General features: G+C 72.0%; 14 protein-coding genes. 5 read left to right on the top strand and 9 right to left on the bottom strand.

The window, feature by feature from the left end; translation table 11 throughout:
• Positions 1 to 19 precede the first annotated feature (19 nt).
• The 4 genes from ACFYT4_RS23975 to sigE all read right to left on the bottom strand — a co-directional run bounded on the left by ACFYT4_RS23975 (position 20) and on the right by sigE (position 4,304).
• Positions 20 to 481 carry a sec-independent translocase gene (locus ACFYT4_RS23975; RefSeq protein ID WP_389272531.1) on the bottom strand — a complete coding sequence of 154 codons (462 nt, stop codon included), beginning with the start codon at positions 479 to 481 and terminating at the stop codon, positions 20 to 22.
• Positions 482 to 594: 113 nt separating this feature from the next.
• A complete protein-coding gene (locus ACFYT4_RS23970; protein WP_389272528.1) occupies positions 595 to 2,472 on the bottom strand; it encodes a trypsin-like peptidase domain-containing protein in 1,878 nt (625 codons plus the stop codon).
• Positions 2,473 to 2,562: 90 nt separating this feature from the next.
• The gene (locus ACFYT4_RS23965; RefSeq protein ID WP_389272526.1) at positions 2,563 to 3,537 is read right to left on the bottom strand and encodes an anti-sigma factor family protein; all 975 of its coding nucleotides are present in this window, start codon (positions 3,535 to 3,537) and stop codon (positions 2,563 to 2,565) included.
• Positions 3,534 to 4,304: an RNA polymerase sigma factor SigE gene (gene sigE, locus ACFYT4_RS23960; protein ID WP_389272523.1), complete on the bottom strand. Its 771-nt coding sequence runs from the start codon at positions 4,302 to 4,304 to the stop codon at positions 3,534 to 3,536. Before sigE ends, ACFYT4_RS23965 begins: the two co-directional genes overlap by 4 nt.
• 70 nt (positions 4,305 to 4,374) lie before the next feature.
• Between sigE and ACFYT4_RS23955 the strand changes: the two genes are divergently transcribed.
• Positions 4,375 to 5,127: an O-methyltransferase gene (locus ACFYT4_RS23955; RefSeq protein ID WP_389272520.1), complete on the top strand. Its 753-nt coding sequence runs from the start codon at positions 4,375 to 4,377 to the stop codon at positions 5,125 to 5,127.
• A 643-nt stretch (positions 5,128 to 5,770) separates the two neighbouring features.
• On the opposite strand, the gene ACFYT4_RS23950 is transcribed toward ACFYT4_RS23955, so the two are convergent.
• Positions 5,771 to 5,938 (bottom strand): DUF3117 domain-containing protein, encoded by a 168-nt coding sequence (locus ACFYT4_RS23950; protein ID WP_003966491.1) that lies wholly within the window; start codon positions 5,936 to 5,938, stop codon positions 5,771 to 5,773.
• 311 nt (positions 5,939 to 6,249) lie between these two features.
• Between ACFYT4_RS23950 and ACFYT4_RS23945 the strand changes: the two genes are divergently transcribed.
• Positions 6,250 to 7,050, top strand: a complete 801-nt coding sequence (locus ACFYT4_RS23945; protein WP_389272517.1) for an enoyl-CoA hydratase/isomerase family protein — start codon at positions 6,250 to 6,252, stop codon at positions 7,048 to 7,050.
• A gap of 335 nt (positions 7,051 to 7,385) precedes the next feature.
• On the opposite strand, the gene ACFYT4_RS23940 is transcribed toward ACFYT4_RS23945, so the two are convergent.
• A complete protein-coding gene (locus tag ACFYT4_RS23940) occupies positions 7,386 to 7,979 on the bottom strand; it encodes a DNA-3-methyladenine glycosylase I (RefSeq protein WP_389272514.1) in 594 nt (197 codons plus the stop codon).
• Positions 7,976 to 8,329 carry a DivIVA domain-containing protein gene (locus ACFYT4_RS23935; RefSeq protein WP_389272511.1) on the bottom strand — a complete coding sequence of 118 codons (354 nt, stop codon included), beginning with the start codon at positions 8,327 to 8,329 and terminating at the stop codon, positions 7,976 to 7,978. The genes ACFYT4_RS23940 and ACFYT4_RS23935 overlap by 4 nt, the downstream gene beginning before the upstream one ends.
• 100 nt (positions 8,330 to 8,429) lie before the next feature.
• On the opposite strand from ACFYT4_RS23935, the gene folP reads away from it, so the two are divergent.
• Positions 8,430 to 9,290, top strand: a complete 861-nt coding sequence (gene folP, locus ACFYT4_RS23930; protein ID WP_389272508.1) for a dihydropteroate synthase — start codon at positions 8,430 to 8,432, stop codon at positions 9,288 to 9,290.
• Positions 9,291 to 9,813: 523 nt separating this feature from the next.
• Here folP and ACFYT4_RS23925 read toward each other — a convergent pair.
• Both ACFYT4_RS23925 and dapE read right to left on the bottom strand, forming a co-directional pair.
• The gene (locus ACFYT4_RS23925; RefSeq protein WP_389272505.1) at positions 9,814 to 10,563 is read right to left on the bottom strand and encodes a TIGR00730 family Rossman fold protein; all 750 of its coding nucleotides are present in this window, start codon (positions 10,561 to 10,563) and stop codon (positions 9,814 to 9,816) included.
• 70 nt (positions 10,564 to 10,633) lie between these two features.
• Entirely contained in the window at positions 10,634 to 11,713 is a 1,080-nt protein-coding gene (gene dapE, locus ACFYT4_RS23920) for a succinyl-diaminopimelate desuccinylase (protein ID WP_389272502.1), read from the bottom strand.
• 268 nt (positions 11,714 to 11,981) lie between these two features.
• Between dapE and ACFYT4_RS23915 the strand changes: the two genes are divergently transcribed.
• Positions 11,982 to 12,980 (top strand): hypothetical protein, encoded by a 999-nt coding sequence (locus tag ACFYT4_RS23915; protein WP_389272499.1) that lies wholly within the window; start codon positions 11,982 to 11,984, stop codon positions 12,978 to 12,980.
• Between the two features lie 297 nt (positions 12,981 to 13,277).
• Positions 13,278 to 13,763, top strand: coding sequence for an ATP-binding protein (locus tag ACFYT4_RS23910; protein WP_389272496.1), 486 nt, complete (start codon positions 13,278 to 13,280; stop codon positions 13,761 to 13,763).
• Positions 13,764 to 13,800: the final 37 nt, after the last annotated feature.

Genomic DNA, 13,800 nt, shown 5'->3' with positions numbered 1-13,800 from the left:
ACGGAGCCCCGGGCGGGCCTCAGGTGGCGTCGGCGTCGAACGGCGGACGCTCCTCCTGGGCGGTCGCGGGCGCCTGGTCGCGCTTCTTCAGCAGGTCGGGCGTGCCGGACGAGGAACCGTTGACCGCGCCGGCGGGCACGGAACGGGCGGAGTCCGTCCCGTTGACCGCGTCCGCGACGTCGTTGATCTCCTTGCGGAGATCGAAGGTGTTCCGGAGTTCCTTCAGCTCGCTCAGGTCGTCGTTCTCACCGAGCTGCTTGCGGATGAAATTCTTGGGGTTCAGATCCTCGAATTCGAAGTCCTTGAACTCCGGCCCCAGTTCACTGCGGATGTCGTTCTTGGCATTGTCGGAGAACTCGCGGATCTTCCGGATGGTTCGGGTGACATCCTGGATGACCTTCGGCAGCTTGTCGGGGCCGAAGATGAGCACGGCGAGCACGACGAGCGTCACCAGCTCCACGATTCCTATGTCATTGAACACCCTGCTGCTCCTCGTGTTCTCCGCGGCCCGCAGCTCGGATGGTTCCGGGGCCCGATCCACCGTACCCGCCGAAACTTCCGTGAGTCACGTGCCGGAGGGTGGTCATATGAGGCTCACCCGCCGCCGGCGGAGCCGAGCGTGAGGGTGATCCTCCGCTCCTTGCCGCCGCGCAGCACGGTCAGTTCCAGCCGGTCGCCCGGACGGTGGGAGCGGATCTTGACGATCAGCTCCTCCCCGCTGTGGACCCGCTGGCCGTCGACCTTGGTGATCACATCGCCCGGTTGGACGCCCGCCTTGGCGCTCGGGCCGCCGGGGGAGACCGACGGGGAGCCGTCGGTGCCCTTGTCTCCGACGCGTGCTCCGTCGCCCGTGTACTTCATGTCGAGGCTGACGCCGATCACGGGGTGCGTGGCCTTGCCCGTGTTGATCAGCTCTTCGGCGACGCGCTTGCCCTGGTTGATCGGGATGGCGAAGCCGAGGCCGATGGAGCCGGACTGGCCGCCCTCGGCGCCGCCTCCGGTGTCGGCGGCGCGGATCGCGCTGTTGATGCCGATGACACGGGCCTTGGTGTCCACCAGCGGACCGCCGGAGTTGCCGGGGTTTATCGGGGCGTCCGTCTGGAGCGCGTCGACATAGCTGACGTCGCTGCCGTCGCCCTTCTCGCCGCCCGCGGTGATGGGGCGCTCCTTGGCGCTGATGATGCCGGAGGTCACGGTGTTCTGGAGGTCGAAGGGCGCGCCGATGGCGACGACGGGGTCACCGACGCGCACATTGTCGGAGTTCCCGAGCGGCAGCGGGGTCAGCCCGGACACACCGGTGACCTTGACGACGGCGAGGTCGTAGCCGCTGTCCTTGCCGACGAGGGTCGCCTTGGCGATCTCGCCGCCGCTGAAGGTGACCGAGATGTCGCCCGCGGAGCCCGCCGGGTCGACGACGTGGTTGTTGGTGAGGATATGGCCCTGCTTGTCGAGGACGAAGCCGGTGCCGGTGCCCTGCTCGCCGCCCCCGCTCACATGGAGGGTGACCACACTGGGCAGGGCGCTGGCGGCGATACCGGCGACGCTGTCGGGCGCGCGGCCGCCGCTCTCCCGGGGCGCCTGGTCCAGCTCGACCTGGTTGATCCCGCCGTTGCGCTCGATGTAGGAGCCGATGCCCCCGCCGATGCCGCCGGAGACCAGGGCGAGCAGCACGGCCCCCGCGAGCAGCCCGCCCCGTCTGCTTTTCCTGGGGGCGGGCTCGCCGGGGTACATCAGCGGGGCGGAGCCGGGTGTGCTCCAGGGGTCGTACTGGCGCCAGTGCAGCGAGGGTGGCTCGCTGTGGGACCCGGTGCCCCGGGGGTGGGGCGGGCTCTGGTGGTGGGGCGGGTAGCCCCCGGGGGGCGGCGGTGTGTCCCGGGGCTGGTGATGGGCCTGGGAGACCCCCGGTGACTGCGGCGGCGGCAGGGTGAATCCTCCGCCGTCCGTGGCCTCGGTCAGGGGCGCGGGCTGCTCGGGAGCGGGGACCGTGCCAGGGGCTGCCGGGTACTGCGGTGGTACGGGGGTGCCCTGCGCGGGGGTGGGCACCGGACGCTGTACGGGAGGGGCGGGCGCCCACGGCCCCGGGCCTCCGTACGGCGGGGTGCTGTACTCATCGGGCCGGTGCAGCGGCTGCGGCCGGGTCCCCTCGCCACTCGCCCCGGGCAGCGGCTCGGGTGCGGGTACCGGGTGCCGGGTGTCGTCAGCGGGCGCCGGGTCGTCTTCCGCCGATACGGAGCCGGGGTGCGCCGCCCCGGGCGCGGGCCCCTCCGCTCGTACGGGCGCCGCCGTGGGGTACTCCGGGGGCGCCTGTGGGGGACGGACGGCATCCGCCGGTACGGGCTCCCCCGCCGGGCCCGGCATCCGCGCCTGCGGCGGCGCGGACGGGGGTCCCTCCGGCTCGGTGGGAGTCGCGCGCCCCGCACCGGGCCGGCTCCACCACTTCGCCTTCGGTCCGGTGGGCTTCCCGTCTTCCATGCTCTCCCCGCAAACTGCCGACCCGCGGCACCCCGGCGGGCACCTGTTCAGAGATTCAACCAGGTTTGCGAATCCCCGCGCAGGGGCCTGTCAGCGCTGGGACATGAGGGGGTTGGCGGGCTGCGGGGGAGCGATGAGGTGCGACGGGGCGGGCGTCGCCGACGGGGTGAGCCCGGGGGCGGTGGAGATCTGGAAGGCCGAACCCGTGGGACGTATCAGCGGCGGAGGGGTGAAGGACGAGCCGAGCGGCGTCGGGGTGGGCCGGGAGGCAAGGCTCAGCGGGGTCTCGGAGCCCTCGGGGCCGAGCACGGAGCGGCCGACGGGCCCTCCGTCCGACCTGGTCGGGCTGGTGCCGCCGCTGCGGCGGCGCTCGTACTCCGCGTTGCGCGCGGCGGCCGAGACGGCGACCCCGGCTCCGGAACCGGTGCCGGTCGTGCCCGTCGTGGCGGCGGTGCGCACCGGGGTGCTGCTGTTCCCGCTGCCGCCCCGCGCCTGGACCGAGGTCTCCAGCGGCATCGCACCGCCGAGAGCGATCGCGGCGAAGGACACGGCGCTGGCGGCGGCGAAGGCGAAGCGACGCCCCCGCCACGGCGAGCGCTCGGCCTCCTGGCGGCCGACCTCATGGATACGGAAGCCACCCGGACCGCCCGGCAGGGCGGGTGCCCGCCGGACCGCGTGGACCCCGGGGACGTATCCGAACGTCTCCGTGCGGCGGTCGCCGGGTCTTCCCGCCGAGGGACTCAGAGCTCCGTAGACCGCGTCGGTGACCCGCCCGCCGTCGAAGGGTCCGCCCCGGCCGTCGTCGTCGCCTCCGGAACCGAAGCCCGGTCCCGAGGGCAGCCCCTGGAGCCGAGCGAGCAGCCCCTCGGAGGGCGGGGGCGGGGCGGTCCGGGCGAAGACGTCCTTGAGCCTGCGCTGGGCGTCCGCCTCCGCCTTGCACTTGGGACAGGTCGCCAGATGGGCGAGCACCCGGTCCCGGGCGTCGTGTTTCAGCTCACCGTCGACCAGAGCGGCGAGCCGGTCCCCCAGATGCTGCTCCGCGGGGGTGGGGCCTGAGCCGCTCACGCCGATCCACCCTCCCCCACCAGTCCGACCGCTCCCGCCAGCATGCGCTGCTGCTCGGCGCGGGCCTCGGGAGAACGGTGCTTCAGGGCCTTGCGCAGATGCGACCGGCCACGGTGGATCCGGCTGCGGACCGTGCCGAGCTTGACACCCAGGGTGGCGGCGATCTCCTCGTACGACAGGCCCTCGATGTCACAGAGCACCACGGCGGCACGGAACTCCGGCGCCAGGGTGTCCAGCGCCTGCTGCACATCCGCGTCGAAGTGGGTGTCGTTGAACACCTGCTGCGGGGAGGGCTCACGGCTGGGCAGCCGCTCGGCCGCGTCGTCACCGAGCGAGTCGAAGCGGATGCGCTGCTTCCTGCGGACCATGTCCAGGAAGAGATTGGTGGTGATGCGGTGCAGCCAGCCCTCGAAGGTGCCCGGGGTGTACGTCGACAGCGAGCGGAACACCCGGACGAAGACTTCCTGGGTGAGATCCTCGGCGTCGTGCTGATTGCCGGTGAGACGGTAGGCGAGACGGTAGACACGACCGCTGTGCGTGCTGACGATCTCCTCCCATGAGGGGGGTGTCCACGCCTGGGTTTCCGCATCCGATGCGAAGGTCGCGGTAGCTGCGGAGTCGGGGGCGGGGGAACGGTCAGCAATGTCGGTCACAGATTTCGGCTCACCCGGTGACCTGAGGAAGCGCCTCAGCACTCCTCTCCGATCCGCAGGTGCAGCCGCACCTCCCCTGTCGGCTCTGGTGGTGTCCAGCGGAGCCCCTACCATAGCCACCTCGCCCGTTAGCTCCGGATAAGAATCTTTACGCGAATTTGGATGCTGCTTACGGCCCTGCTCCATGTACTCCCCCCCCTGCCGTCCGCCTCATTGCGTTAACGCACGGTCCCATCAGCGGGTTCCCGGGCACAGCGGATACAGTCAACGTCGCGTTCAACTACGGGGACAGGAGAGGCTCATTACCGCAAACCGGCAGACAAGCTGGGCGTTCGCCGACGCCTTTGTCGCCGAGGACGACGCGCTGCGCTGGGCCCGGGAGCGGGCCCGGGAGTCAGGAGTCCCCTCGGTGTCGCCAGGCACCGGCGCCGCCCTGCGACTGCTGGCCGCGACCGCGGACGCGAAAGCGGTGGCGGAAATCGGTACGGGAACGGGCGTCTCGGGGATCTATCTGCTCCAGGGCATGCGCCCCGACGGGGTGCTGACCACGGTGGACCCGGAGCCGGAGCGGCAGCAGTTCGCCCGGCAGGCGTTCCGGGCGGCCGGGTTCGCCGGGAACCGGGCGCGTTTCATTCCCGGGCGCGCCCTGGACGTACTGCCGAGGCTCGCGGACGGCGGCTACGACCTCGTGTTCTGCGACGGCGACCGGATGGAGACGCTGGAGTGCCTCGCTGAATCGTTGCGCCTGCTCCGACCAGGCGGTCTTGTCTGTTTCGAAGGGGTTTTCGCCCGCGGTCGCACGGTGGATTCGGCGGCCCAGCCGGCGGAGGTTCTGCGGCTGCGGGAGCTGCTGCGCTCGGTACGCGAGAGCCAGGAGCTGCTGCCGTCCCTGCTGCCCGTCGGGGACGGGCTCCTCTGCGCGGTCCGGCGCGGATAGCGCTGCCGCCCCACCACGCCGCCCGCCGTGCCCCGGGCGCGCGCCCGGTCACGCGGAGCCCGGGAAGCCGCACATCACGAAAAATCCGTCCAGCGCCATCGTCACGCCACCGACGACCGCCACCGGCGGCCGGCAGCGGCGGAGGATTCGGCCCCGAGCCCGCACCGGGGCAGGGAGCGGAATCACCGAGGGAAAACCGGCTGTCCCGAAGCCGTCGCCGAGCGGGCCGGAGCCGCCCGTCGAATACTCGTCCGGGGCCCACGGGAAGCCGTCGGAGTTCCTACCGAGGCCCCGGAGGAAGCCATCCGTATGCCGGCGGCACGCCCTCCCGTAAGCCAAGGGGAAGCCGTCGGGAAGCCATCGGGAAGTCCGCCCCGAGACCGGCCGAAGTCATCGCGAAGTCCGTGCGAAGTCCGCCCGAAGTCATTGGGAGGTCTTTGCCCGGGAGCCGGGCGAAGTGGCCTCAAAGGCCGCCCTCACAGCCGCCGAAGTCCGCACGGTGTCGGAAGAAGTTCGTCCCGGGGCCGGGGAAAGTCCCCGCGAAGTCATCCACAAGCCCCGTGGAAGTCACCCGGGAAAGTGTCACTGCCCCGGCACCATGCGATGCCGGGGCAGTGAAATCAGTAATTGGTTGGCTTCAGCGTCAGCCGACGACCTTCTTCAGAGCGTCGCCGAGCGCGTCTGCTTCGTCCGGTGTCAGCTCGACGACAAGCCGACCGCCGCCTTCGAGCGGAACGCGCATGACAATGCCCCGCCCCTCCTTGGTCACCTCGAGCGGGCCGTCGCCCGTCCGCGGCTTCATGGCCGCCATGCTCGTTCCCCTTCCTGAAACCAGCTCATCGTCCGCCGACGGCCCCTGGGTAGGCACGCGTACCGGCATCGAACACATTGCTTCCAGGTCATTATCCCGCATCGCGGGACCCGATGACCAACATCAGTCGGCATCGCTTAGGCAACGCGCTTTCTCAAAACCACCCAATTCGGCGATCCGCCTGCGATACTTCGCCGCCGCGACAGCGGGCCCGGAGGGCGGATTCTTTGGCGCAGGTCACATGTCCGTCCCGGTGGATCTCCGCCATGCTGGGCTGTACACCCACCGCAGAGCCGCAAAGGGGACCCGACATGGCCGACTCCGTGCTGTACGACGTGAGCGACGGACTCGCGACGATCACGATCAACCGGCCCGAGGCCATGAACGCCCTGAGCACAGAGGCGAAGGTCGCGCTCCGCGAGGCGGTTCTGACAGCCGGGGAGGACCCCGCCGTACGGGCGGTCCTGCTGACGGCCACCGGGCGCGCCTTCTGCGTCGGCCAGGACCTCAAGGAGCACATCACGCTGCTCGCCGAGGACAGGAAGACCGGCAGCCGCACCACCATGAGCACCGTCGGGGAGCACTACAACCCCGTCGTGCGGGCCCTCGCGGGCATGCCGAAGCCCGTCGTCGCCGGGATCAACGGTGTGGCGGCGGGCGCGGGCATGGGCCTCGCGCTCGCCGCGGACTACCGGGTCGTCGCCGACACCGCGAAGTTCACGACGTCCTTCGCGGGTGTCGCGCTCACCGCCGACTCCGGGGTCTCCTGGACGCTCCCCCGGCTGATCGGCCCGAGCCGGGCGGCGGATCTGCTGCTCTTCCCGCGCTCGATCGGCGCCCAGGAGGCGCTCGACCTGGGGATCGCCAACAAGGTCGTCCCGGCGGACGAACTGGCCGCCGAGGCCGTCGCGGTGGCCCGCGCCCTGGCCGAGGGCCCGACCGTCGCCTACGCGGCGATCAAGGAATCCCTCGCCTTCGCCGCCGCGCACACGCTGGACGAGACCCTGGACAAGGAGGACGAACTCCAGGGCCGCGCGGGCGCCTCGGAAGACCACGCCATCGCGGTCGAGGCCTTCATCGCGAAGGAGAAGCCGAAGTACCGGGGCCGGTAGCGGCACCCGGGCCGACGGGGTTCCCGGCCGGGTATCCGTACATCCGTACGGGCCCGGCCGGGAACATACGTACGAGTCCCGCACCCCGGGCGTGGCGCCCCCGCCACCGCCGGATCCGGCAGACCCACGAGGGCGGGAAGGCCGGGTAGATCCACCGGGCCCGGAAGGTCCGGCAGCCCGGGAAGCCGACAGTCCGGCAGCCCGGTGGTCCGGCAGAAGACATAAGGGTGCGGCGCGGCGGTCCCGCCGGGCCGTATCGCGCCCCTCTGTCCGTTCCCTCCCGGTCCGGGCGGTCCGGGCGGTCCGGGTCCGCCCCAGTGCCCCCGGCGCGGGCCTCAGCGGGCGGTCGCGGCCCCGCGGGACGCGCAGTCGGCCAGATGGTCGTCGACCAGCCCGCACGCCTGCATCAGGGCGTACGCCGTCGTCGGGCCGATGAAGCGGAGGCCCTTCTTCTTGAGGGCCTTCGCCAGCGCCGTCGACTCGTCCGTGACGGCCGGAACGTCGGCGACGGACTTCGGGGCGGGGCGGCCCGCGGCCGCGGGCGCGTGCGACCAGATCAGCTCGTCCAGCTCGCCGGGCCGCCACTCCACCAGCACCCGCGCGTTCGCCATCGTCGCGTCGACCTTGGCGCGGTTGCGGATGATGCCCTCGTCGGCGAGGAGCCGGTCCCTGTCGGCGTCGGTGAACTCCGCGACCGAAGCGATCGTGAAGTCGGCGAAGGCACGGCGGAAGCCCTCACGGCGGCGCAGAATGGTGATCCAGGACAGGCCGGACTGGAACGCCTCCAGGCACAGGCGCTCGAACAGCGCCTCGTCCCCGTGGACCGGGCGGCCCCACTCGTCGTCGTGGTACGCGAGATAGTCCTCGGCGGACAGGGCCCAGGGGCAGCGGGGCTTCCCGTCGGGCCCCGCCACGGTGCCGCCGCTCACCGGCGCGGCTCCTCACCGGGCTTGGTGAAGAGATCAGGCCGGTCGACCGCGGTGGCCCGCGCCCCCGCCAGCGCCGACTCCAGCTCGGCGATGCGCGCGTCCCGCTCCGCCAGCTCCGCCCCCAGCCGGCCCAGCGCATCGTCCACATCCGCCATCCGATAGCCCCTCGGCGCCACCGGCAGCCGCAGCGCCTCGACGTCCGCCCGCCCCAGCGGCCGGGTCGTCGGCAGAGGGTCCACCAACTGCTCGGGAGCGACCTCGGGCAGCGCGGCGCTGTCCCCGCCGCCGACCACGGCGAGCGTGACCGCCCCGACGACCACGACCATCGCGACAGCCAAGAACACGAACACGAGCGGCCCTCCCTGAGCGGAATCTGTCCCGGTACCGATCGTGCCACGCCGGTGTGACAGTTAGGGTCGCAGCCGGACCACCTGAGGAGGAGAACCGCTGATGCTGCGGCTGGGACAGCGCGAATTCGACGCGCACGAGCCGGTGATCATGGCGATCGTGAACCGTACGCCTGACTCCTTCTACGACCAGGGCTCCACCTTTCTCGACGAGCCCGCGCTCGCACGCGTCGAGCAGGCGGTGTCGGAGGGAGCCGCCATCATCGACATCGGCGGGGTCAAGGCGGGCCCGGGCGACGAGGTCACCGCCGACGAGGAGGTCCGGCGGACGGTCGGCTTCGTCGCGGAGGTGCGCCGGAGGTTCCCCGATGTGGTCATCAGCGTCGACACCTGGCGGCACGAGGTCGGCGAGGCGGTCTGCGCGGCGGGCGCGGATCTGCTGAACGACGCGTGGGGCGGGGTGGACCCCCGGCTCGCGGAGGTCGCCGCGCGCCACGGCGCCGGTCTGGTCTGTACGCACACGGGCGGCGCGAAGCCGCGGACCCGGCCGCACCGGGTCACGTACGACGACGTCATGGCGGACATCCTGCGGGTCACCCTCGGACTCGCCGAGCGGGCCCTCGAACTGGGCGTCCGCCGGGACGGCATCCTGATCGACCCCGGCCACGACTTCGGGAAGAACACCCGCCACTCCCTGGAGGCGACCCGTCGCCTCGGCGAGATGGTCGGCACCGGGTGGCCCGTCCTCGTCTCGCTCTCCAACAAGGACTTCGTCGGCGAGACCCTCGACCGCCCGGTCAAGGAACGCCTCATCGGCACCCTGGCGACCACCGCGGTGTCGGCGTGGCTGGGCGCGCGTGTCTACCGCGTCCACGAGGTCGCCGAAACCCGTCAGGTCCTCGACATGGTCTCCACCATCGCGGGCCACCGCGCCCCGTCCGTGGCCCGCCGGGGCCTGGCATAGGCCCCACACCGGGCCCGCCCGGTCATCCCCGCGCATCCGGACAACCTCGCGCCTTCCGGGCAGACCGTCCCGGCCCCTCCGGCACTTGAGGAACGGGGCTCGGGACACCACCCCGACAAGCGCCGAGGTGGGGGGCGACCCCGGCTGGTGCGGTGACCGGAAGGGTTTGCCGGTGAGCCTGCGGCGTCCGGTGCGGTGCGGCGCGAGGCGGAGGTCCGCAGCTCGTACGCGCCGTACTCGCGCGGTCCGACAACGCAGGAGGCCCCCCCGTGCCCGCAGGGCTACGAGGGGAGACGTGCCGTGCCGGGCGTCGCAGGCCGGTGAACGTTCCCGGTCACCGCACGAGCTAGGGCGTGTATCGAAAGTAGCGCCGTCCGCCCGGAGGGCGGGGCCTGCGGCGTCCGGTGCGTGCAATCGCAAGGCGGAGGGTCGCCCTCGTACTGGACGTACTTGGGCGATTCCGACAACGCAGCGAGTGTGCGTGCTGGGCGTCACAGGCCAGGCGGGACTTTCGCAACACGCCCTAGCGGCCGGTCTCCTTCGTCACCAGCGTGACCGCCTCGTCCACGTCGTCCGTGACGTGGAACAGCAGGACATCGCGCTCCGACGCCTTCCCCTGGGCCACGACCGTGCCCCGGAGCCAGTCCACGAGCCCGCTCCAGTACTCCGAGCCGAACAGCACGATCGGGAAGCGCGTCACCTTGCCGGTCTGAACCAGCGTCAGGGCCTCGAAGAGTTCGTCGAGGGTCCCGAGGCCACCGGGCAGGACCACGAATCCGGAGGCGTACTTCACGAACATCGTCTTTCTGACGAAGAAGTAGCGGAAGTTCACCCCGATGTCGACATGGGGATTGAGCCCCTGTTCGAAGGGAAGCTCGATCCCGAGGCCGACGGAGACGCCTCCGGCCTCCCGCGCCCCCCGGTTCGCGGCCTCCATCGCGCCGGGGCCACCGCCCGTGATGACCGCGAAACCGGCGTGGACGAGGGCCTGGCCGATCCGGATCCCGGCCTCGTACTCCGGGGTGCCGGGGGACGTACGCGCCGAGCCGAAGACGCTGATCGCGCTGGGAAGTTCCGCGAGGGCGCCGAAGCCCTCCACGAACTCGGACTGGATGCGCATGACCCGCCAGGGGTCGGTGTGCACCCACTCGGAGTCGCCCTCGGTGTCCAGCAGCCGCTGGTCGGTGGTCCCGGGCTGGACCTGATCCCTGCGGCGGAGTACCGGTCCCTGCCGCTGCTCCGCCGGGCCCCTCGAACCCTCGGGGTTGCCCATGACCTGCTCCCTCCGCCGAACATCATTGCTGGAGCAAGGGTAGGTCGGCGAAGGCGACAACGAGGGAAACTCAGGACGTCAGCCACTCACGCAACCGCGACTCGCAGTGCGTGATCTTGTCGATCGCGACGTGTTCGTCCCGCTTGTGCGCATAGAGCGCGTCGCCGGGGCCGTAGTTCACGGCGGGCACCCCGAGCCCGCTGAAGCGGGAGACATCGGTCCAGCCGAACTTGGGCCGCGCGCTTCCGCCCACGGCCTTCATGAAGGCCACGGCGGCGGGGTGGGACAGACCGGGCAGCGCCCCGCCGGAGTGGTCGTCGACCACGAACTCGGCGACCGGGCAGTCCGCGAAGACCTCCCGCACGTGGGCCAGGGCCTCGTCCTCCGTCCGGTCGGGGGCGTAGCGGTAGTTCACGACGACCGTGCACTCGTCGGGGATGACGTTGTTGGCGACGCCGCCCTCGATCCGTACGGCGTTGAGGCCCTCGCGGTACTCCAGCCCGTCGATCACCGGCCGGCGCGGCTCGTACGCGGCGAGGCGGGCGAGGACGGGCGCGGCGGCGTGGATCGCGTTGGACCCCATCCAGCTGCGGGCGGAGTGCGCCCGCTCCCCGGTCGTCCGCAGATGAACCCGCAGGGTGCCCTGGCAGCCGCCCTCGACCTCGGCGTCCGAGGGTTCGAGGAGAACCGCGAAGTCGGCCTCCAGCCACTCGGGGTGGGCCTCGGCGACGTGCCCGAGGCCGTTGAGGTGGGCGGCGACCTCCTCGTTGTCGTAGAAGACGAACGTGAGGTCGCGGTTGGGGGCGGGGACGGTCGCCGCGATCCGCAGCTGAAGTGCCACGCCCGACTTCATGTCGCTGGTGCCGCAGCCCCACAGCACTCCGTTTTCGTCGAGCCGGGAGGGCACGTTGTCCGCGATGGGGACCGTGTCGATGTGCCCGGCGAGCACGACCCGCTCACCGTGCCCGAGGCGGGTACGGGCGATGACGTTGTTGCCGTGCCGGTCGACGGTGAGATGCGGCAGCGCGCGCAGCGCCTGCTCGATGGCGTCCGCGAGAGGCTTCTCCTGGCCGCTGACCGACGGGAAGTCGACGAGGGCCGCGGTGAGCGCCGGAGCGTCAAGAGTGAGGTCAAGCACGGTGTGGGCCATGCACGCGACCTTAGCGCGGGCCCCTGGGTCTTCCGTTTGGATGGGGCTGGGCCGGGAGCGGGGTCCGGTGCCGGGGGCACCACCCGTGCTTGCGGGCTACGGGGGGGGAGAGGTGCGGTGCCGGGGCCGGGCTGGGCCGGGCTGGGCCGGGAACGGAGTACCGGTGCCGGAGGTACCACCCGTGCCCGCGGGCTATGGGGAAGAGGCGCGGTGCCGGGGCACGCGAGCCCGGCAAGATCCGGACGAGCGGCCCTAGTACGGTAAGGCTGTGCCCGAGACGTCCTCCCCCACCCGGCGTGGCCGCCGACTTGTGCGTGTCGCGGCCGCGTTTGCCGTGCTCGCCGCTCTGATCGGTTACGTCGCCGTGCAGTACGCCACGCGTACCTCGGCACCCGGATGCACGGTTCGCGCGACGTCGGGCCAAGGCGGCCCGACGTATGAACTCAGTACCGAGCAGGCCGCGAACGCCGCGACGATCTCGGCCGTCGGGACGACCCGCGGACTGCCCGAGCGCGCGGTGACGATCGCGCTGGCGACGGCGCTGCAGGAGTCCGCGCTGCGCAATATCGACCACGGGGACCGCGACTCCCTGGGGCTGTTCCAGCAGCGGCCGTCGAAGGGCTGGGGCACGCCGGAGCAGATCCTCGACCCGGTGTACTCGGCGGGGAAGTTCTACGACCAGCTCGCCGATGTCCCCGGCTACTCGCGGCTGCCGCTGACGGTCGCCGCCCAGCGGGTGCAGCGCAGCGGTTTCCCGCAGGCGTACGCGAAGCACGAGCCGAACGCGACCCTGCTGGCCGCCGCCCTGACCGGGCGGGCGAACGCGGCGCTGACCTGCACCCCGGGCAGCGCGGTGGAGAAGGCGGGCGACCCGGCGAGGGTACGGGCCGAGCTGGTGCGGGCCTTCGGGCCGGGGGTGCTGCCGAAAACAGCGGGCGCCACCGACACGGCGGGACCGCGGGAGATCTCCGTGCCGGTGACATCCGCCGGGCCGGGCGGGAAGCGCGGCTGGGAGCTGGCTCACTGGGCGGTGGCGCGCGCCGAGGGGCTGCGGATCGAGGAGGTCTCGTACGGCGGCCGGATCTGGAACGCGAAGGACTCCGGCAAGGGCTGGTACGCGAAGGACACGGCGGGCACCGGCACCGACGAGGCGGGGGGCTCCGGGGACGGACAGGATCCGGCCGGCTCCATGGCGGCGGCCGGATCGACGGTTTCCGAGGCCGTCGGCTCCCCCCGGGGCGACGTTCGCATCCGCCTCGCACACTGATACGAACGCTCCCCCGCAGGGAGTACGCCGCCACATCACTCCAATGCCCCGTCGAGAGGGCGACGCGGGCCACCGTGACACGTTCCGAATCCCTTGCGAACACAGGGAAGTGACGGTGCGGCACGGGTCAACTCCGGGAAGGGTCCACACCCCTTCGCGCAAGGCCGATAATGCGACGCATTGCCAACTCTTTACCTCGGCTCACCGCAACTTCCCCCGCCCCACGAGCGGTTGTCACTGCGTCCGAAGGCCAACGCGTCGGCGGACACACCAACACCCCTCGTCTCAAGGAGCATCATGTCCCTCCCCCTGACCCGTCGGATCGCCCGTGCCGCGCTGCTCATCGCGGCGGGAGCAGCTCCCGTGGTCGGTGCGGCCGGCTCCGCAAGCGCCGTGGACCTCCAGCAGGCCAACCCCCTCGGCGGGCTGACCGCTCTCGACGCGGGCGGCCTGAGCAGCACCGTCGACGGCGCCACCCAGAAGTCCTCCGGCCTGGCCGGCAACACCGGGGGCAGCGCCGTCAAGCAGGCCGTCCCCGCCGCAGGCAAGGCCGTCGACAGCGCGGGCAGGACCGTCACCCCGGCCGCGCGGCAGGCCGCCGGTGACGCCGCGGGCGGCGCGGGCGACCTCCTCGGCGAGGCCGCGGGCGGCGCGACCGAGTCCCTCGGCGGCGGCGGCGGCCTGCCGACCGACTCCCTCGGCGGCGGGCTGCCCACCGACCAGCTGCCGACGCAGGGGCTGCCCACCCAGGGGCTGCCGACGCAGGGGCTGCCGCTCGGCTGACCGCTTGGAGCACGACGCTTCCCTGCGGGGGTGCGGT

The organism is Streptomyces sp. NPDC004609 (assembly GCF_042873655.1).
In the GTDB taxonomy this organism is placed as follows: domain Bacteria; phylum Actinomycetota; class Actinomycetes; order Streptomycetales; family Streptomycetaceae; genus Streptomyces.
The sequence above is the reverse complement of the archived record's forward strand: the minus strand, read 5'-3'. Positions and strand labels throughout refer to the sequence as shown.

Coding starts and splice junctions, on each gene's coding strand:
- ACFYT4_RS23970 (WP_389272528.1), bottom strand. CDS start 2,472: ATGGAAGACGGGAAGCCCACCGGACCGAAGGCGAAGTGGTGGAGCCGG.
- sigE (WP_389272523.1), bottom strand. CDS start 4,304: ATGGTAGGGGCTCCGCTGGACACCACCAGAGCCGACAGGGGAGGTGCG.
- ACFYT4_RS23955 (WP_389272520.1), top strand. CDS start 4,375: ATGTACTCCCCCCCCTGCCGTCCGCCTCATTGCGTTAACGCACGGTCC.
- ACFYT4_RS23950 (WP_003966491.1), bottom strand. CDS start 5,938: ATGGCGGCCATGAAGCCGCGGACGGGCGACGGCCCGCTCGAGGTGACC.
- ACFYT4_RS23945 (WP_389272517.1), top strand. CDS start 6,250: ATGGCCGACTCCGTGCTGTACGACGTGAGCGACGGACTCGCGACGATC.
- folP (WP_389272508.1), top strand. CDS start 8,430: ATGCTGCGGCTGGGACAGCGCGAATTCGACGCGCACGAGCCGGTGATC.
- ACFYT4_RS23925 (WP_389272505.1), bottom strand. CDS start 10,563: ATGGGCAACCCCGAGGGTTCGAGGGGCCCGGCGGAGCAGCGGCAGGGA.
- dapE (WP_389272502.1), bottom strand. CDS start 11,713: ATGGCCCACACCGTGCTTGACCTCACTCTTGACGCTCCGGCGCTCACC.
- ACFYT4_RS23910 (WP_389272496.1), top strand. CDS start 13,278: ATGTCCCTCCCCCTGACCCGTCGGATCGCCCGTGCCGCGCTGCTCATC.